Source organism: Ensifer adhaerens, assembly GCF_001270265.1.
GTDB classification, from domain to species: domain Bacteria; phylum Pseudomonadota; class Alphaproteobacteria; order Rhizobiales; family Rhizobiaceae; genus Ensifer; species Ensifer adhaerens_B.
Genome location: NZ_LGAP01000001.1, coordinates 147451 through 163325 on the forward strand (window position 1 = coordinate 147451; position 15875 = coordinate 163325).

The following is a 15875-nucleotide window of genomic DNA, read 5'->3' on the forward strand; positions in this document are numbered from 1 at the left end:
TTAAATCGGATCCGATTTAAGGAATTATGCAGTAGGCATATCGCGCAAAAGTGTGCAGCGGTTTTGCGATTACGACATGCGCAAAAAAGAGCTTAAAGCGCAGCAAGCGAATCCTAGAGATTGCGACGCGCTTTAAGCAGCGTGCGGCGCATAGATCTTTGCCCGGTTGCCGCCAAGCTCTGCCGAATAGGCAAGTATACCTGACCGAGAGCCCGCGCGAGCGGCCGCAAGCGCCAGCTCGGCCTGCTGCATGAAATCGGTGGGCGTCGCCGTCGGCTGTGCTATCGCGATGCCGGCCGAGAGCGAAAGCGTTTCGGTGGTGAAGGCACGGCTGGGCAGGGCGACGCGCAACGCCTCCACCGATTGCCGAATGCGCTGCGCAATCGCTTCAGCGTTTTCCTGAGTGACATCGCTGCAGAGGAACGCGAATTCCTGGCCGCCGACGCGTGCGACGAAGTCGCTCTTCTTGATCGACTCGCGAAACAGCGTCGAAAGCTTGCCGAGCGCCTTTTCCGCGGTGGCGGCGCCGTGCTGCTCGGCGATACCGCGCAATCCCTCGACCGACACAACAAGCAGGGCGACCGGCTCTGCTTTGCCTTCGGCTTCAAGCAGTGTTTTTAAACGTGCCGTCAGAGCCAGGCGATTTGGCAGGCCGGTGGCGGGGTCTCTCGTCAGCGGTTTGCGGCTTTCGGCGAACTCGCCTTCCAGCGCCGCGAAGCGCTCGGCGCTTGCCTGCAAAGCCGTTTGAAATGCCTGTTCCTCATTCATCAGCAGGCCGGCCGCGTCCCGCAGCCTTGCTGCGTCATCGGCGAACTCCGAGATCGCGGCAACCGGGTCGGCGGCCAGGCGGTCCTTGAAGCGGTCAAGCTGGCTTCTGAAGGCATGTTTTTGCGCCAGGCTGTGCCTCAGCTGCAGAGCGAGCTCGCCGAGCGCGTCCTGCGCCGCCGCCCTTGCTCTGTCGGGGAGGGGAAAGCGGTGCAGCCGGTCGGAGCAGGAGCGTTGAAAGCTGCTATTTTAATTCATGTTTATAGTTGACGCAGCTTGTCAGGAATTATATGCCGCCTTGCTAAATTGGGAGGGAGGCTCGAATGCAATGCGACGGTTTGACCATGCCCCCTTCCTTCATTGCGGATCTGGCGGCGTGGGGCGAGCGTCCCGCTCTGGTTCTTCCCGGCCAGCGTCTCGTGACCTATCGCGAACTGCATGAAAGGGTCGATCGTCAGGCGGCACTTTTTCCGCGCAGCCGCGCGCTGGTAACGCTCGAGCCCGAGCTTTCCGAACATGCAATCATTGCCTATCTTGCGGCACTGAAGGCCGGACATGTGGTTGCCATGCAGGCGCCGCGCGGCGCCGGTGCCGTGGCCTGGACCGACATGTTCGAGCCGGACTGTGCCTATCGCCGGATGGACGGCCGCTGGCGAACGGAACATCTGGCGTGCAGCGATAAACCGCTGCATCCGGACCTTGGCCTGTTGCTGTCGACCTCCGGCAGCACTGGTTGCGGCAAGGCGGTGCGGCTTTCCACCACCAACATTTCGGCGAACGCCCGCTCGATTGCCGCGTATCTGGAGCTCGGCGCCGACGATTGCGCCTGCCTGATCCTGCCGCTTCATTACTCCTACGGCCTTTCGGTGCTGAATGCCCATCTGAGCGTCGGCGCCAGACTTTATATCCCCAACGGCTCCATCCTTGACCCCGGGTTCCTTGACGGTCTCGCCGCCAGCGGCTGCACCAATCTTTCCGGTGTGCCCTATTCCTATGAGCTCCTGGAAAAGGTCGGGTTTCGCAATCGCGCGTTCCCGCAACTGCGCTTCATGACGGTTGCCGGCGGACGTCTGGCGCCGGAGCGCGTTCGTGTCTATGACGAGCATCTTCGCGCCCGGGGCGCTTCCTTTTTCGTCATGTACGGCCAGACCGAAGCGACGGCCCGCATCGCCTATGTGCCGCCGGCTCGGCTCGAGGGCAACGAAGACCGGATCGGCATCGCCATTCCCGGAGGCGCGTTGTCGCTCGAGGACGAGCAGGGGCGAGCGGTTGCCGGTGCCGGTGTCGTCGGCGAACTCGTCTATCGCGGCCCCAATGTGATGATGGGCTATGCCTCGTCGCGGCAGGACCTGGCTCGGGGGGCAGACCTTACGGAACTGCGTACGGGCGACCTGGCGGTCCGCGAAGCCGATGGTCTTTTCCGCGTCGTCGGGCGCATGAAACGCATGTCCAAGATCGCTGGCCTGCGCATCGGCCACGATGCCCTTGAGCAGGCTTTGGAGCAACGTGGTCTGGTGGCGGCGATCGTCGGCGATGACGACGGGCTGCATGCCTTTTTTCAGGGGGAGGGCCGACCCGAGGATGTCCGCCGCCTGCTTGTTGCTGCGAGCGGCCTGACACTTGCCCATATCAGGGCCACGGGCGTGCCGGAAATCCCGAGATTGCCGTCAGGCAAAGTCGATTACAGCGCGCTGAATCTTGCAGCAAAGCAGGAGATCGCCGCCGACGGCGGCGATCGTGAAGGCATCGAAAGCCTTTTCCGACAGGTGTTCTATCCCGCACGGGTGAAGCCCGAGGATAGTTTCCTCTCGCTCGGCGGTGATTCGTTGCGTTTCGTGCAGCTCTCGATCGGTCTCGAAACGGCGCTCGGGCAAGCGCCGGAGATGTGGGAGGCCATGCCGATCGCAACGCTTGCGGCGCTGGAAAAGCGGGAAGCGACGACGACACGGATCGGAATGGACCTCATCATCCGTGCCTTGGCGATACTGCTCGTCGTTCTTCATCATGAGACCCTTTGGCCGCTGCCGGGCGGGTCGGCTGCCATGGTCATCCTTGCCGGTTTCAGCCTCGCCCGGTTCCAGATGGGACAGCTTCTGGCCGGTGACGGCTTTGCTATTTTGCGACCGCTCACGCAGATCCTCGTGCCCTATTATCTCATCGTCGGCGCCTATGCTGCGGTTTGGGGCGAGGTCCCCTGGGCCTCCGTCTTCCTTGTCGGCAATTTCGGGTTTGCCGATCCGGAGACCCACGGCATGGTGCCCTATCTCTATTGGTTCATCGAAGCCTATTGCCAGATGATGCTGGTCTTCGTGTCTCTGTTCGCGATCCCGCGCTTCCGGCGGTTTGCGGCTCGACACCCCTTTGCGACGGGTATGCTGCTGCTCGGCGTGGCGCTGGTCGCCCGGCTGGCGCTGCCGATGCTTTGGCCGATGGGCAACCGACAGATCTTCACCTTGCCCTGGATCTTCTATCTCGCGGTGATCGGGTGGTGCGCGGCGATCGCCGAGACCCATCTGCAGCGATTGTTGCTGGTGGCAGCGGGAACAGGCGCTTTCCTGTTTTTCGGCCTCTACGAGGGCGTGTGGATCGGCACGAAGATCAAGTATCTGCTGTTGATCGCGGTGCTCGTCGCTCTGGTCTACGCGCCGCGCATCAGCGTTCCACGATGGACGGCACAAGCCGTGCTGCCGCTATCGGCCGCCGGTTTTCATATCTACATCCTGCACCGGTTCGTGCCGGAACTGCTGATCGCTCCGTTGCAGGCGCATCTTCCAACCGTGCTCTTCTCCACTGTGTCGATCGTAGGCGGCCTCGCGCTCGGGCTCGCTGCCTGGCTCTTGCAGCGCCAGCTGCTCAAAATTGCTGCGGGAAGGCAGGCCTGGCAACCGCTCGATCGTCTTCGGCCGATCGCCATATGGGCTGTTCTAGCTCGCCCACTTCTCGCCTTCGGCCCACAGAAAGAACGCGAGATCCAGCACAATTGACGGCCGGCCAAGGGCTGTCAGCGTCGCATGCACCTGGCCGCGGTGATGGGTCTGGTGGTTGAAGACGTGGGCGAGCGTCGGTCCGAGCTTTTGCGTGATGCTGACGGGCGTACTAAGCGGCGTGTAGGTGAAGGTGGCCGTAAGCCGCGCCTCGTCGAGGCCGGCGAGCCAGGCGATCATACGCGCATCTTCCCGTTCGCGGGCGCTGGCAAGACTGGCCAAATCGTCATGGAGCGTGGCGTCGAGCGCCGTCGGCGCGTCGCCTTCGCCGGTGAAGCGCTTCATCCAGATCCGATCCGCGGCGAGGATATGATTGAGCGTTGCAAGCACCGAGCCGAAGAAGGCACCCTTGCTCTGCCGCAGCTCACTGTCCGGGAGGTCTGCCGCTGCCGCATAGAGCCGGCGGTTGGCCCAGTTGTTGTAATCGGCGAACATGCGAAAATGATCGAGCATCTGTTTCTCCTAAGCTGTCGCAAGGCTAGCGCAGATCCGCATTCCTGTGACGAATGCCACCTATGAAATTTAATGATTTGATCGTTCGACCTGTCTGGCGTCGAATGGAGTAAGACGACCTAATTCTCGCCGGGAGATCACGTGAGCAGGAAACTCTATTCGCTTTGCGGTGCCGACAGGGCCCGACCTTTCTCGCCGCATGTCTGGAAGACCAAGCTGTCGCTTGCGCACAAGGGGCTCGACTTCGACGTCGTGCCGATCGGTTTTACCGAGATCCCCAAGGTGGAGGAGGGCGCTACCAAGCTTGTGCCGCTTCTGCGCGACGGCGAGCGGCTGGTACAGGACAGTTTCGCGATCGCCGTCTATCTCGATGAGAACTACCCGGACCGACCGTCGCTCTTTGGCGGATCGGGTGGAATGGCCATGGCCCGCTTCGTCGAGGGCTGGTCGCAGACGACGCTGCATCCGGCGATTGCCCGCATCATCATTAGGGATATCCACGACAGCCTCGATCCGGTCGATCGCGTCTATTTTCGAGAAAGCCGGGAGGCGCGTTTCGGCACGTCGCTCGAAGCGGTCGCGGAAACCGGCGCTGCCGCCCTTGCGACCTTCTCCGACAAGCTCGAGCCGTTGCGCCATATGCTGAAGTTTCAGCCCTATCTTGGCGGCGAACGGCCACTCTTTGGCGATTACATCGTCTTCGGCGCGCTGCAATGGGCGCGGATCGTGTCGCCGCAACGCCTGCTTTCTCCCGCCGATCCGGTCGCCGCCTGGTTCGAGCGCTGCCTCGACCTGCACGGTGGCATAGGCCGCTCTGTGACAGCGGCGTGAAACCCGCAACGGTCGCGGCGAATCGTTAGCGAGCCCCCTTGTTTTGCGCAGAATTGGCGGCTAATGAACCGCCACTTCTCAAGAAAACAAGGGATTTGAGCCAATGGCGATTGAACGTACCTTTTCGATGATCAAGCCGGACGCAACGAAGCGTAACCTGACCGGCGCCATCACCAAGATGCTCGAAGACGCCGGCCTGCGCGTCGTCGCTTCCAAGCGCGTCTGGATGAGCCGCCGCGAAGCTGAAGGCTTCTACGCTGTCCACAAGGAGCGTCCGTTCTTCGGCGAACTCGTCGAGTCCATGTCCTCCGGCCCGACCATCGTTCAGGTTCTCGAAGGCGAAAACGCCATCGCCAAGAACCGCGAAATCATGGGCGCCACCAATCCGGCAAACGCTGACGAAGGCACGATCCGCAAGGTTCACGCACTTTCGATCGGTGAAAACTCGGTTCACGGTTCTGACGCTCCGGAAACGGCTGTAGAAGAAATCGCCTACTGGTTCTCCGGCACCGAAATCGTCGGCTGATTCAAGATCTCCATTTTTAGCCATAACGGCTTGAAATGACTTGAATTTGAACCGGAGCGGAAACGCTCCGGTTTTTTCATATCGGGCATTTCGCCGTTTCGAAATGTTCGGGTGCCCTGCCGTCTTTGAAAACGGCTGGATTCTTGTCGTAGCCGGGCCCTTCGACGAGCGGCTTCGCCGGCAGGATATCTTGGTCGACATCGGAGACCACTGTGATCTCCAGTTTCTGCAGCGTTTCGCCGGCAGGTCCTTTCACCTCGATCGTTACCGCATAGGGCCTTTCCTTTTTCACACAGGTCAAATCAGGGCTTTCCAGCACCACCCTGTCGAGCTTTGGAAAAAGCTTGCGCGTCAGCGTGAGCGGCTTTCCGCCCACCGGGTTCTCGAAGGTGGCAATGACGACGCTGCCCTCGGGCACGGGCTCTGTTTTCTGAAGCGTGATCGTGTAGACAGCATAGGCGAGGCGATAGTTGAAGACGAACATCTTGCCCGTCAGCTTCAGCGGATCAGGGCCGGTCTCGCGCTGACAGCCGCCGGCGGTGAGTGCGACGATGGTCGCTGCCAATATACCGATCATCCTCGTCATCGGCCCGTTTCCTCCTTGTTGCGTTGGTAGTGGCGCTTGGCCTTGTTGCGATTGCCGCAGACGGCCATGTCGCACCACGTCCGGCTGCTGTTGCGGCTGCGGTCGAGAAACAGCCACCCGCAATTCGGACAAATCTTCAGCCGGTCAGGCTCGGGGCTGGCGGCAAGGCTGAGGGCGGATTGCGCCGTCGCCGTGTCGAGCGGAAGCGGGCCGCCAGGATGCACCGGACCGCGCAGAACGGCGGCGATCGCCTCGAGCAAGTCGGCGAGCAACTCCGGTCGTCCGTTAGCCGATATCGCCGCGCGAAAGTGCCGGTCGGTCGCCTCGCGCAGCCTCAAGAGCCCGGCCCGGCTTTCTGCAACAACCGGGGCCAGCGGACCGAAGCGGGTGCTTTCCGCTCCGAAACGGTTCGCAGCATCCGCAAAGGAATCCATCGCGGCAACGTCGGCGAAGCGATCTATACGCCTTGCGGCATCAAAGCGCAGAATGACGGAGTTGGCGACATCCAGCGCGAGCGCGCCGCCGGCAAATCGGTGTGCGGTCCAGGTGAAGGTCATGAGTCATTCCTAACTAGCAAAAACGATTTTACCAGTTATATTGATGTTGTCACGCTCCGGATGTGCCATGCTCTATTTCCTGCAGCAGATCGCCAATGCCGTCCCGATCGCCGCGCTCTATGCGGCGCTGGCCTTCGGCTATGCCATCGCCTTCGCCGTGACCCGCCGGGCCGATCTCACCTACGGCGCCCTCTTTGCCTTCTCCGGCCAGATGTTCGTGCTGTTTGCGGATTTCGGCTGGAACCGGCTGTGGCTGGTGCTGCCGGCAGCGCTCGGCCTCGGCGCTGCCGCCGGTTTGACGCTCGGTGTTGGGGCAGGGCTTGTCGCCGGGCGTTACGTGATGCGCCCGCTCGCCTTCTCGTCAGCCAACACTGTCGTCGTCGCATCGCTCGGCAGCCTGCTGGTGCTGATGGAAACGGCGCGGCTGGCCTCCGAAACGAAGAGCCTGTGGCTGCCGCCGTTTCTGAACGGCAACATCGTCTTCTGGCCCGATCCGCGCTTTCCGGTGACGCTGACCGTTATCCAGTTGCTCAACACGCTGTTGATGGTGGCGCTGGTCGCTGCCGGTCACTGGTTCCTGACGCATTCGCGCGCGGGCCGCTCATGGCGAGCGGTCTCCGAAGATCGTGGCGCGGCCGCTCTTTGCGGCATCAATGCGGCCAGCGTCTATATCGCTGCTTATGGTGCCGCGTCGCTGATCGCCGCCTGCTGCGGTATCCTGGCTGCGTCCTATTATGGCAACATGGATTTCGGCACCGGGCTCACGTTCGGTGTCAAAGTGCTGTTTATCGCCGCGATCGGCGGCCAGACATCGCCGCTTTACGCCGCGCTCGGCGCAGCCGCCATCGGCCTTCTCGAAACACTCTGGGGGGCCTATGGCCCGATGCTCTGGCGGGATTTTGCGATCTTCGGCTTCCTCGTCATCGTGCTCGCCGTGACGCGACAGGAAAAGGCCATCCCGTGATCCGCGCGTGGAGCATCGATCCCGCGCGTCAGCGCTTCCAGCGATCGCGCGCCGTATCGTCGGCATCCTTGGCGCTGACCCAGCTGCCGGTCGTGCCATCGGTCAAGTGTTCCTTCTTCCAGAAGGGCGCAGATGTCTTCAGGAAGTCCATGATGAAGTTGGCGCCATCGAAGGCCGCCTGGCGATGGGGCGAGGCGGTGACCACGAGCACGATGTTTTCGCCAGGATTGATCCTGCCATAGCGATGGATCGCCGTTGCTGCCTGCAGCCCGAAGCGTTCGACCGCCAACCTGCAGATGCGTTCGATTTCGGCCTCGGCCATCCCGGGGTAATGCTCTAGTTCGAGAGCGGCAAGCGTGCCCGCTTCGTCGCGGCAGAGGCCTGAAAACGTCACGACCGCCCCGATGTCAGGGCGGTCGGAAGAAAGCTTGGAAACCTCGGCCGAAAGGTCGAAATCCTCGCGCTGCACACGCACGGTGACGGGCGCGCCCATGGTGTCAGCCACCGGTCATCGGCGGGAAGAGGGCGATCTCGCGCGCACCGGCGATCGGTTCGCCATGCTCGACATGTTCCTGGTTGATCGCCGCGCGGATGACGTTCTGGTGCTCGAGCGCCGTCTCGTATTCCTCCCCCAGTGTCTTCAGATGCGCAAGCAGGTCGGCAACGGTGACGACATCAGCCGGAACCTCCAGCGTTTCCTCACCCTTGCCGATGCGTTCGCGCACCCAGGAGAAATAGACGAGATTGACGGTGCTCATTCGTTGACCACGTGCTTCAGGCCGGCGCGGAAATAGTCGTAGCCGCTGTAGAGCGTGATCGCCGCGGCGATCCATAGCAATACGATACCGGCCTCTGTCGTATAGGGCAGGATCTTGTCGCCAGCGGGGCCAGCCAGCAGGAACACGATCGCCACCATCTGAATCGTCGTCTTCCACTTGGCGATGCGGGTTACCGGAACGCTGACCTTGAGTGCAGCCAGATACTCGCGCAGGCCCGATACCAGGATTTCACGGCACAGGATGATGATCGCGGCCCAGATCGACCAACCGGCGATTGTCTGGTCAGCGGCGACGAGCAGCAGGATCGAGGCGACCAAGAGCTTGTCGGCAATCGGGTCGAGCATCTTGCCGATGTTCGAGGTCTGATTCCAGATGCGGGCGAGATAGCCGTCGAAGAAGTCGGTGATCGAGGCGATGGCAAAGAGAATGACCGCCGTCCAGCGTGCGAAATCCGAACTGTGCAGCCGGCCTTCGATGAAGAAGCAAAGCACGATCAGCGGCACGATCAGGATTCGGAAATAGGTGAGCAGGTTCGGGATGCTGTAGGCGACGGGCTTGGCCATGGATTCGGGTTCTCTGTCTTCCTCGGAGGTACAGAATGACTTTGCGGCCCTCAGGTCAACAAATCATTGTGCGAAGGTTGTCATAATTGGCGCATCTCACCTGAACGTCGGGTGAATTGCCATCGCGTAATTCTTTAAATCGGCGTCGATTTGACGGCGAAATTATGCAGCAAGTTTGAAGCTTTACAGCGTCCTTTGCGCGTCATCTTCGACGCGCGGCGCTGTAAAGGTCATTTTGCCGCGTCCTCGTGGAAGTGCTCGTAAACCAGCCGGGCGACGGCCTCGGAAATGCCGTTGACCGCCATCAGGTCGTTCATCCCGGCGCGGGAAACGGCCTTGGCGGTACCGAAATGGGTGAGCAGAGCGCGTTTACGCGTCGGCCCGACGCCGGCGATCTCGTCCAGCGGGTTCTTGACCATCTCCTTCTTGCGTCGGGCGCGGTGCGAGCCGATGGCAAAGCGGTGCGCTTCGTCGCGCAGACGCTGGATGAAATAGAGCACTGGGTCTCGTGGCGGCAGCGTGAAGCTGTCGCGCCCGAGCGCAAAGAAACGCTCGCGCCCAGCATCGCGGTCGACGCCCTTGGCAACGCCGATCGCCGTCACGCAGTCCTCGACATCAAGTTCTTTGAGGATCGCACGCACGGCGGTCATCTGTCCCTGGCCGCCGTCGATCAGGATGACGTCCGGCCAGGCCGGGAAGGCGGCGTCGTCGGCGATCTCGGCTGTCCGGTCCGGCTTGCCTTCTTCCTTGAGCAGGCGCGAGAAGCGACGGGTCATCACCTCGCGCATCATGCCGAAGTCGTCGCCGGGCGTGATGTCGGTCGATTTGATGTTGAACTTGCGGTACTGGCCTTTGACGAAGCCTTCGGGGCCGGCGACCACCATGCCGCCGACGGCATTGGTGCCCATGATGTGCGAGTTGTCGTAGATCTCGATCCGGCGTGGTGCGCGCTCAAGCTTGAACGTTTCGGCAAAGCCTTCGAGCAGTCGCGACTGCGATGCGGTTTCCGCCAGCTTGCGGCCATGCGCCTCGCGGGCGTTGGCAAGCGCATGGTCGACAAGGTCCTTCTTCTCGCCGCGTTGCGGCACCTGGATCGACACCTTGTAACCGGACTTTTCGCTGAGCGCCTGGCCGAGCAACTCCTGTTCCTCGACAGCCTCGCACAAGAGGATCTGTCGCGGACAGGGCTTGTCGTCATAGAACTGCGCGAGAAACGCCGAAAGCACTTCCGCGGTCGGCAGCGATGGGTCCGCCTTCGGGAAATAGGCGCGGTTGCCCCAGTTCTGTCCGGTGCGGAAGAAGAACACCTGGATACAGGAGGTGCCGCCTTCGTGGTGGATCGCAAAGACGTCGGCCTCTTCGACGCCGGCCGGATTAATGCCCTGGTGGCTCTGCACGTGGCTGAGCGCCGCGAGCCGGTCGCGATAAAGTGCTGCGCGTTCGAAGTCGAGATTTTCGGAGGCCTCGCCCATCGCCGCCGCGATCGTCGCCTTCACAGCCTGGCTCTTGCCAGAGAGGAAGTCCTTGGCCTCACGCACGAGTTCGGCATAACCCTCATTGCTGATTTCGCCCGTGCAGGGCGCCGAACAGCGCTTGATCTGATGCAGAAGACAGGGACGCGTGCGCGTCTCGAAGACGCTGTCGGTGCAGGTCCTTAAAAGGAAGGCGCGCTGCAGCGAATTGATCGTGCGCCCGACGGCGCCGGCCGAGGCGAAGGGGCCGAAATAGTCGCCCTTTCGGCTGCGCGCGCCGCGATGTTTGTAAAGGGCGGGTGCACGGCTGTCGCCGGTGACCAGAATATAGGGAAAGGATTTGTCGTCGCGCAGAAGCACGTTGAAGCGCGGCCGCAGGCGCTTGATCAGGTTGGCTTCGAGCAGAAGCGCCTCGATCTCGGTGCGGGTCGTGACGAACTCCATGTTCGCGGTTTCGCGAATCATCCGCGAAATGCGGTTGGAGTGGCCGCGGCCCTGGGCGTAGTTGCCGACGCGCTTCTTCAGGCTGCGTGCCTTGCCGACATAAAGGACGTCGCCGGCGTCGTTGAACATGCGATAGACGCCGGGGCCATTCGGAAGCCGCTTCACGAAGGCCTGGATCAATTCGGCGCCTTTGAGCCCCTCGACCTCATTGCGATTCTCGGCCCATTCGATAGCCGGACCTGCGGGCGCGCCTTCCGGCGCCTCGATCAGGTCGTCGTCGTCTTCGGCATCATTGCCGTCATAGAGGATGCCGCCGTCGGTCGGCACGCGTCCGTTCATTCCACTATCTCCCTGATGTCGGGCGTCTCCCAGGCGAGGTGCTGGCCGCCGTCGAGCGCGATCATCTGTCCGGTAATCGACGGTGTGCCGAAAAGGAAGCGGATCGTCCGCCCGAATTCGCCAAGCGCCGGACCGCGCCTCAGAATCAGCGCATCGACCTGTGCCTGGAAATCGCGAGGATCCTGCCGCTCATTCGGCAATGTCGGCCCTGGGCCGATGCCGTTGACGCGAATATCCGGCGCAAGTGCCTGAGCCATCGTTTGTGTTGCCGTCCACAGCGCGGACTTGGATAACATATAGGAATAAAAGCGCGGGTTTGGAGACCAGACGCGCTGGTCGATCACATTGATGACGAGGCCCGAGACGCCGCGCGGCAATTGGCGGGCAAAATCGCGAGCGAGCAGGGACGGGGCTTTCACGTGCAAAGCGAAATGGCGATCCCATACTTTCTCGTCGAAAGCGTCGAGGCTATCCTTCTTGAACAGCGAGGCATTGTTGACGATCAGGTCGATCGGACCGATCGCCTCATTGACTTGCGCCATCAGTGCCGCGGTTTCCCGTGTGTCGGTCAGATCGGCCTTCACCGCAACGGCGCCGACTCCTCTTTCCGTCAATGAGGCCGCAATAGACTTCGCCTCATCAAGCGAGCCATTGGCATGGATTGCGACCGCGAAGCCATGGGCCGCGAGGTCTTCAACTATAGCCTTGCCGATCCGTTTGGCGCCACCGGTTACGAGTGCCGCCTTCAGTGCTTTCTTCAACGTTTTATCCCGCTTTTCGAATCTTCGCGCCCGCGGACGAAGATATAGGCAAGAAACGCTGCCCTGAAACTCTCCCTGACGATTCATTTCGCAAAAATTAATGGAATTCGCGTAAATTGTATTATTTTGAAGGTGTATAGTATAGCTTTCGTTAATCTTGAAAGATGGTTAATAAAATCCCTGTGGCGTGAAAGCAACATCAAATTTTGGGCATGTTTGTGCCACCAAAATTTCACATTTTGGCTCTTGTGAATCCTCATTTGCTGGCCAATTTCAGCTCAACCGGGCGGGTTAATTGAAAGTTGTCCGATGTTTCATTGAGGGATCCCAAACCTCGGGGCATCGGTTCGTAAAGGAGAATATTTATGCGTACGCTCACCACCACCCTCATGGCTTCGGCCGTATCCCTCATCGCCTTCCAGGCCGCCCAGGCTGCAGACGCGATCGACGAAGTTCCGGCAGCTCCGGCAGCCGAGTACACCGAGCCGGCAGTCAAGAACTGGTCGGGCGCCTATGTCGGTGGTACCGCTGATTGGCACCATGGCGAGGCTGACGCGACCGGCAGCAACACGGCAGCCGGTTTCGGCGGCGGTCTCTACGGTGGTTACAACATGCAGAGCGGCCAGATCGTATACGGCGGTGAAGCCGACGTCGGTTACTCCGGTCAGGACTCCACCCGTGGCAACCTGCGCATGAAGCAGGGCGTCAGCGGTTCGTTGCGCGGTCGCGTCGGTGTCGATCTGAACCCGGTCCTGGTCTACGGTACGGCAGGTCTCGCCGTTGGTCAGGCCAAGGCATCGACCTCGGCTGGTTCTGACAAGAACACCATGATCGGCTGGACGGCTGGTGCCGGTGCGGAAACCTTCGTCACTGACAACATCACCGCACGCGTTGAATACCGTTACACGGACTACGGCTCGAAGGACTTCAACGTCGGTGGCACCAACGTGTCTTCCGGCTACGACGAGCACAGCGTCCGCGTCGGTATGGGCGTAAAGTTCTGATCGGCTTCTGTCTGATCAAAGAAAAGGCCGGGGAGACCCGGCCTTTTTTCATGCTTTGAATTTCGAATAATCCGGGAAGTGCTTTTCGAATTTCGCCGGCCAGTTTTTCAACTTGGCCCGTCCCCTTTGCCATTCGCCGCTGAAGCGCAATTCGATGTAGCGAAGCAACGCCGCGAGCGCGAAATGCCCAGCGTGCAGCTTGGCTCCTGTCTTGGGCAGATTCTCATTCAGGTGATCGAGGCTCCGTTCGACCTTTTCCCACTGCCTGTCGATCCAGGGCTGATGCACCTTTTCCGGCGGATGGAAGCGCTTCTCGTAGACGATCGCCAGCAGGCTGTCGCAGATGCCGTCGCACAGCGCCTCGAAGATTTCGATATCCAAACGCTTGCCGGCATTCTTCGGGTAGAGCTTGCCCTTCGTCTCCCGGTCGATGAAATGCATGATGGTGCGGCTGTCGTAGATCGCCTTGCCGTCGCCGGTAACCAGCGTCGGGATCTTGCCGAGCGGATTGCTGCCGATGAGTTCGGGCGAGTTGGCGTTGGTATCGGTCAAGACGCTTTCGGCCGACAGCCCGGCATAGTGCGCAGCCATGCGGACCTTGTTGGAGTAGGGGGACGATGGCGAGTAGAGTATTTTCATCGAGCATCTTTCTCTTTTGCGCATAACTCCCAAAGCGAATGTCGGAAGAGCAGGCGCAGTTTCATAATATCGAGCCGCATGTGGTCGGCCCACGGATCGGCCTAGGATGCCGGAGGCAGCGTCACGGTGTCTCTTCGGCAGGCTTGGTGATCCACTTCAGGGCAAGGGCGGAAATTCAGCGCCTTGTCGAAGCAGATCCTGATTTCCTCCAGCCGCTTGCCCTCGCAGGTAACAGCGACGGCGTTTGTCGTCATGCCCGGATTTCTGGCCACGAACCCGGCCTCGATCGCGCTGACGGACAGTGAGTTTTCTCGGCGTGATGCGCTGAGTTCCGCCGGCAACGCGACGCGCTCGCGCGCCGTCCGGGTCACGGCGAAATAATCCTGCTGGCTCAGGCCCGAGCAGGTCCCATGCTTGCGCCACTGATGGCCGATCAGCCCCATGGACGGAATGAGATCGAGATATTGGCGGCCGAGCGCTTCCGGCACGCGATCGGATTGGCGCGTCGGGCAGAAATCGGGATAGCCGCGGTCGTTCTGCGGCCAGAGCCCGTGCACGATCAGCCCGCGATTGCTGCCGATCTTGCACTGGCCGGTCTTGCCGGACGGATCGTTGTCGTCGCACCAGGTCGGCGACCACGAGAGCGAGAGAACGTAGAAATCAAAGCCTTGGCCGACAGGGATGGCGACGTCCGATTTTGCACGGTCCGGCGCTTGCGGCAGCGGCTTTTTCTCGGCGCTGTCTTCGCTGCAGCCCGCGAGTGCCAGCGCAACGAAAAGCGCCGGCATGAGCCGGCGCTGTCGGCAATGTCTTGGCATGATCAGCGAAGCGAAGAGCAATGGGCGCCGTAGACATACCATGGGTCGAGGCCACCGACGCAGAACTCGATGTTCCGGCCGATACCGGCAAAGCCCCAGTTGCGCTCGATGAGGTAGTAGAGCGGCCGCTGCTCACCGTCGGTCATGACTGCCGTTGCACGGCAATATTCCCGCTCGACGGGATGGGTGTAGTCCCGCAACTCTAGCCGGTTCTGCCCCATGTTGCGGATCTCGGCGATCGAGAGATTGGCGTGCAGATAGTTCGCCGCCTTGTATTCGAACCGCGAGGTGATGAAGCCGAGAACCGAGGCGTCGCCGCAGACGCCCGTGCTATAGGATGTCGGCTGGTCGCGGTAGGTCCCGAGATAGTCGGCCGCCGAGGCGGCGGGCGCCGTGATAGTGGCGAAGGAAAGCGAGGCCAGAAGCGTTGCGGCGAGCTTGCGAGTCATGGGCGTCTCCCTGGATCGTCTCGCAAGATTGCGGCTTTCTGAGCCGTTCAGTCAAGGCCCCGGGTTGTCGCTTCTTCACCACGCAGCCAGAAGCAGCGTGCCGAAGCGAAACGATCCTGCCCCAGCCGGGTTTTCAGGAAAGGCAGCAGCACGTCGAGTTCGCTCTTGAGCGTGAACGGCGGGTTGACGATGATGAGGCCTGAGCCCGAAAGTCCCGTGGTCTCGCGATCGCTGCGCACGGAAAGCTCGGCGCACAGCATCTTGGGGATTTCGAGCGCCTTGAGGGCTTCGTGGAAGGCCTTGATCGGCGCATTCTTCTTCAGCGGGTACCAGAGGCAGAAGGTGCCGCCGGCAAAGCGGCGATAGCCCTTGGCGAGACCGTCGGCGAGCCGTTCGTACTCGCCTTCTATCTCGAAGGGCGGGTCGACCAGGATGAGGCCGCGCTTTTCCTTGGGCGGCAGGTGGGCGCCGAGCGCCAGCCAGCCGTCGAGCTCGGTGATTCGGCTCTGGAAGTCACCATCGAAAAGCCGATGCAGGGTCTCGTAATCATCCGGGTGCAGCTCCATCGCCGACAGACGGTCCTGCGGGCGAAAGAGCATGCGGACCAGCTTCGGCGAACCGGGATAACGTGTCAGCTCGGGGCCGGGATTGAGCTCGCGAACCGCCGCGAGATAGGGCTCAAGGACGGCGGCAACCGGCGCCGGCAGGTCGCCTTCGAGCAACCGGCCGATGCCGTCACGCCATTCGCCGGTCTTCTGTGCTTCTTCGCTGGAGAGGTCGTAGAGGCCGATGCCGGCGTGGGTGTCGAGAACCCGGAACGCCTTCTCCTTCTGCTGGAGATAGGTGACGAGGCGCGCCAGCACCGCATGCTTGAGAACGTCGGCGAAATTGCCCGCGTGATAGATATGCCGATAGTTCATGAGGGCCGCCGATGGCTGTGA

General features: G+C 61.4%; 17 protein-coding genes and 1 pseudogene. 5 read left to right on the forward strand and 13 right to left on the reverse strand.

Annotated features, from left to right (window positions below; all coding sequences use genetic code 11):
* Positions 1–132: 132 nt before the first annotated feature.
* Positions 133–768, reverse strand: coding sequence for a GGDEF domain-containing protein (locus AC244_RS00670; RefSeq protein ID WP_082366694.1), 636 nt, complete (start codon positions 766–768; stop codon positions 133–135).
* 320 nt (positions 769–1088) lie between these two features.
* Between AC244_RS00670 and AC244_RS00680 the strand changes: the two genes are divergently transcribed.
* Positions 1089–3749 (forward strand): AMP-binding protein, encoded by a 2661-nt coding sequence (locus AC244_RS00680; protein WP_053246940.1) that lies wholly within the window; start codon positions 1089–1091, stop codon positions 3747–3749.
* On the opposite strand, the gene AC244_RS00685 is transcribed toward AC244_RS00680, so the two are convergent.
* Entirely contained in the window at positions 3690–4202 is a 513-nt protein-coding gene (locus AC244_RS00685) for a DinB family protein (protein WP_053246941.1), read from the reverse strand. The genes AC244_RS00680 and AC244_RS00685 overlap by 60 nt on opposite strands.
* Before the next feature lie 141 nt (positions 4203–4343).
* On the opposite strand from AC244_RS00685, the gene AC244_RS00690 reads away from it, so the two are divergent.
* Together AC244_RS00690 and ndk are read left to right on the forward strand one after the other, a co-directional pair.
* Positions 4344–5033 carry a glutathione S-transferase family protein gene (locus AC244_RS00690; protein ID WP_053246942.1) on the forward strand — a complete coding sequence of 230 codons (690 nt, stop codon included), beginning with the start codon at positions 4344–4346 and terminating at the stop codon, positions 5031–5033.
* Between the two features lie 103 nt (positions 5034–5136).
* Positions 5137–5559 (forward strand): nucleoside-diphosphate kinase, encoded by a 423-nt coding sequence (gene ndk / locus AC244_RS00695; RefSeq protein WP_053246943.1) that lies wholly within the window; start codon positions 5137–5139, stop codon positions 5557–5559.
* A gap of 76 nt (positions 5560–5635) precedes the next feature.
* On the opposite strand, the gene AC244_RS00700 is transcribed toward ndk, so the two are convergent.
* Both AC244_RS00700 and AC244_RS00705 read right to left on the reverse strand, forming a co-directional pair.
* Entirely contained in the window at positions 5636–6136 is a 501-nt protein-coding gene (locus AC244_RS00700) for a hypothetical protein (protein WP_414735878.1), read from the reverse strand.
* Between the two features lie 5 nt (positions 6137–6141).
* Entirely contained in the window at positions 6142–6702 is a 561-nt protein-coding gene (locus tag AC244_RS00705; RefSeq protein ID WP_053246945.1) for a CGNR zinc finger domain-containing protein, read from the reverse strand.
* Between the two features lie 67 nt (positions 6703–6769).
* Between AC244_RS00705 and AC244_RS00710 the strand changes: the two genes are divergently transcribed.
* Complete coding sequence (locus tag AC244_RS00710; RefSeq protein ID WP_053246946.1) at positions 6770–7666, forward strand: branched-chain amino acid ABC transporter permease; 897 nt, start codon at positions 6770–6772, stop codon at positions 7664–7666.
* Positions 7667–7694: 28 nt separating this feature from the next.
* Here the strand turns inward: AC244_RS00710 and AC244_RS00715 are convergent, their stop codons facing one another.
* The 5 genes and pseudogenes from AC244_RS00715 to AC244_RS00735 form a co-directional block, all read right to left on the reverse strand.
* Positions 7695–8159 carry a molybdenum cofactor biosynthesis protein MoaE gene (locus AC244_RS00715; protein WP_053246947.1) on the reverse strand — a complete coding sequence of 155 codons (465 nt, stop codon included), beginning with the start codon at positions 8157–8159 and terminating at the stop codon, positions 7695–7697.
* Positions 8160–8163: 4 nt separating this feature from the next.
* The gene (gene moaD, locus AC244_RS00720; protein WP_053246948.1) at positions 8164–8424 is read right to left on the reverse strand and encodes a molybdopterin converting factor subunit 1; all 261 of its coding nucleotides are present in this window, start codon (positions 8422–8424) and stop codon (positions 8164–8166) included.
* On the reverse strand, positions 8421–9008 hold the full coding sequence (pgsA, locus tag AC244_RS00725; protein WP_053246949.1) for a CDP-diacylglycerol--glycerol-3-phosphate 3-phosphatidyltransferase: 588 nt from the start codon (positions 9006–9008) through the stop codon (positions 8421–8423). Before pgsA ends, moaD begins: the two co-directional genes overlap by 4 nt.
* A gap of 230 nt (positions 9009–9238) precedes the next feature.
* Positions 9239–11122: pseudogene (gene uvrC / locus AC244_RS00730) on the reverse strand (excinuclease ABC subunit UvrC); the annotation flags it as partial.
* 137 nt (positions 11123–11259) lie between these two features.
* A complete protein-coding gene (locus AC244_RS00735; protein ID WP_053246951.1) occupies positions 11260–12024 on the reverse strand; it encodes an SDR family oxidoreductase in 765 nt (254 codons plus the stop codon).
* A gap of 365 nt (positions 12025–12389) precedes the next feature.
* Between AC244_RS00735 and AC244_RS00740 the strand changes: the two genes are divergently transcribed.
* A complete protein-coding gene (locus AC244_RS00740) occupies positions 12390–13028 on the forward strand; it encodes an outer membrane protein (protein WP_053246952.1) in 639 nt (212 codons plus the stop codon).
* A 48-nt stretch (positions 13029–13076) separates the two neighbouring features.
* On the opposite strand, the gene AC244_RS00745 is transcribed toward AC244_RS00740, so the two are convergent.
* From AC244_RS00745 to AC244_RS00760, 4 genes are all read right to left on the reverse strand, one after another.
* Entirely contained in the window at positions 13077–13667 is a 591-nt protein-coding gene (locus AC244_RS00745) for a glutathione S-transferase (protein ID WP_053246953.1), read from the reverse strand.
* A gap of 101 nt (positions 13668–13768) precedes the next feature.
* Positions 13769–14485, reverse strand: a complete 717-nt coding sequence (locus AC244_RS00750; protein WP_152975807.1) for a ribonuclease T2 family protein — start codon at positions 14483–14485, stop codon at positions 13769–13771.
* A gap of 2 nt (positions 14486–14487) precedes the next feature.
* Positions 14488–14934 carry a hypothetical protein gene (locus AC244_RS00755; protein ID WP_053246955.1) on the reverse strand — a complete coding sequence of 149 codons (447 nt, stop codon included), beginning with the start codon at positions 14932–14934 and terminating at the stop codon, positions 14488–14490.
* Between the two features lie 47 nt (positions 14935–14981).
* A complete protein-coding gene (locus AC244_RS00760) occupies positions 14982–15854 on the reverse strand; it encodes a 23S rRNA (adenine(2030)-N(6))-methyltransferase RlmJ (protein WP_053246956.1) in 873 nt (290 codons plus the stop codon).
* Between the last annotated feature and the right edge of the window lie 21 nt (positions 15855–15875).

Excerpts from the sequence above, each read along its gene's own strand:
- AC244_RS00750 (WP_152975807.1), bottom strand. The coding sequence starts at position 14,485 with ATGCCAAGACATTGCCGACAGCGCCGGCTCATGCCGGCGCTTTTCGTT.
- pgsA (WP_053246949.1), bottom strand. The coding sequence starts at position 9,008 with ATGGCCAAGCCCGTCGCCTACAGCATCCCGAACCTGCTCACCTATTTC.
- AC244_RS00700 (WP_414735878.1), bottom strand. The coding sequence starts at position 6,136 with ATGATCGGTATATTGGCAGCGACCATCGTCGCACTCACCGCCGGCGGC.
- moaD (WP_053246948.1), bottom strand. The coding sequence starts at position 8,424 with ATGAGCACCGTCAATCTCGTCTATTTCTCCTGGGTGCGCGAACGCATC.
- AC244_RS00685 (WP_053246941.1), bottom strand. The coding sequence starts at position 4,202 with ATGCTCGATCATTTTCGCATGTTCGCCGATTACAACAACTGGGCCAAC.
- AC244_RS00680 (WP_053246940.1), top strand. The coding sequence starts at position 1,089 with ATGCAATGCGACGGTTTGACCATGCCCCCTTCCTTCATTGCGGATCTG.
- AC244_RS00715 (WP_053246947.1), bottom strand. The coding sequence starts at position 8,159 with ATGGGCGCGCCCGTCACCGTGCGTGTGCAGCGCGAGGATTTCGACCTT.
- AC244_RS00745 (WP_053246953.1), bottom strand. The coding sequence starts at position 13,667 with ATGAAAATACTCTACTCGCCATCGTCCCCCTACTCCAACAAGGTCCGC.
- AC244_RS00760 (WP_053246956.1), bottom strand. The coding sequence starts at position 15,854 with ATGAACTATCGGCATATCTATCACGCGGGCAATTTCGCCGACGTTCTC.
- AC244_RS00710 (WP_053246946.1), top strand. The coding sequence starts at position 6,770 with ATGCTCTATTTCCTGCAGCAGATCGCCAATGCCGTCCCGATCGCCGCG.
- AC244_RS00670 (WP_082366694.1), bottom strand. The coding sequence starts at position 768 with ATGAATGAGGAACAGGCATTTCAAACGGCTTTGCAGGCAAGCGCCGAG.
- AC244_RS00740 (WP_053246952.1), top strand. The coding sequence starts at position 12,390 with ATGCGTACGCTCACCACCACCCTCATGGCTTCGGCCGTATCCCTCATC.
- AC244_RS00705 (WP_053246945.1), bottom strand. The coding sequence starts at position 6,702 with ATGACCTTCACCTGGACCGCACACCGATTTGCCGGCGGCGCGCTCGCG.
- AC244_RS00755 (WP_053246955.1), bottom strand. The coding sequence starts at position 14,934 with ATGACTCGCAAGCTCGCCGCAACGCTTCTGGCCTCGCTTTCCTTCGCC.
- ndk (WP_053246943.1), top strand. The coding sequence starts at position 5,137 with ATGGCGATTGAACGTACCTTTTCGATGATCAAGCCGGACGCAACGAAG.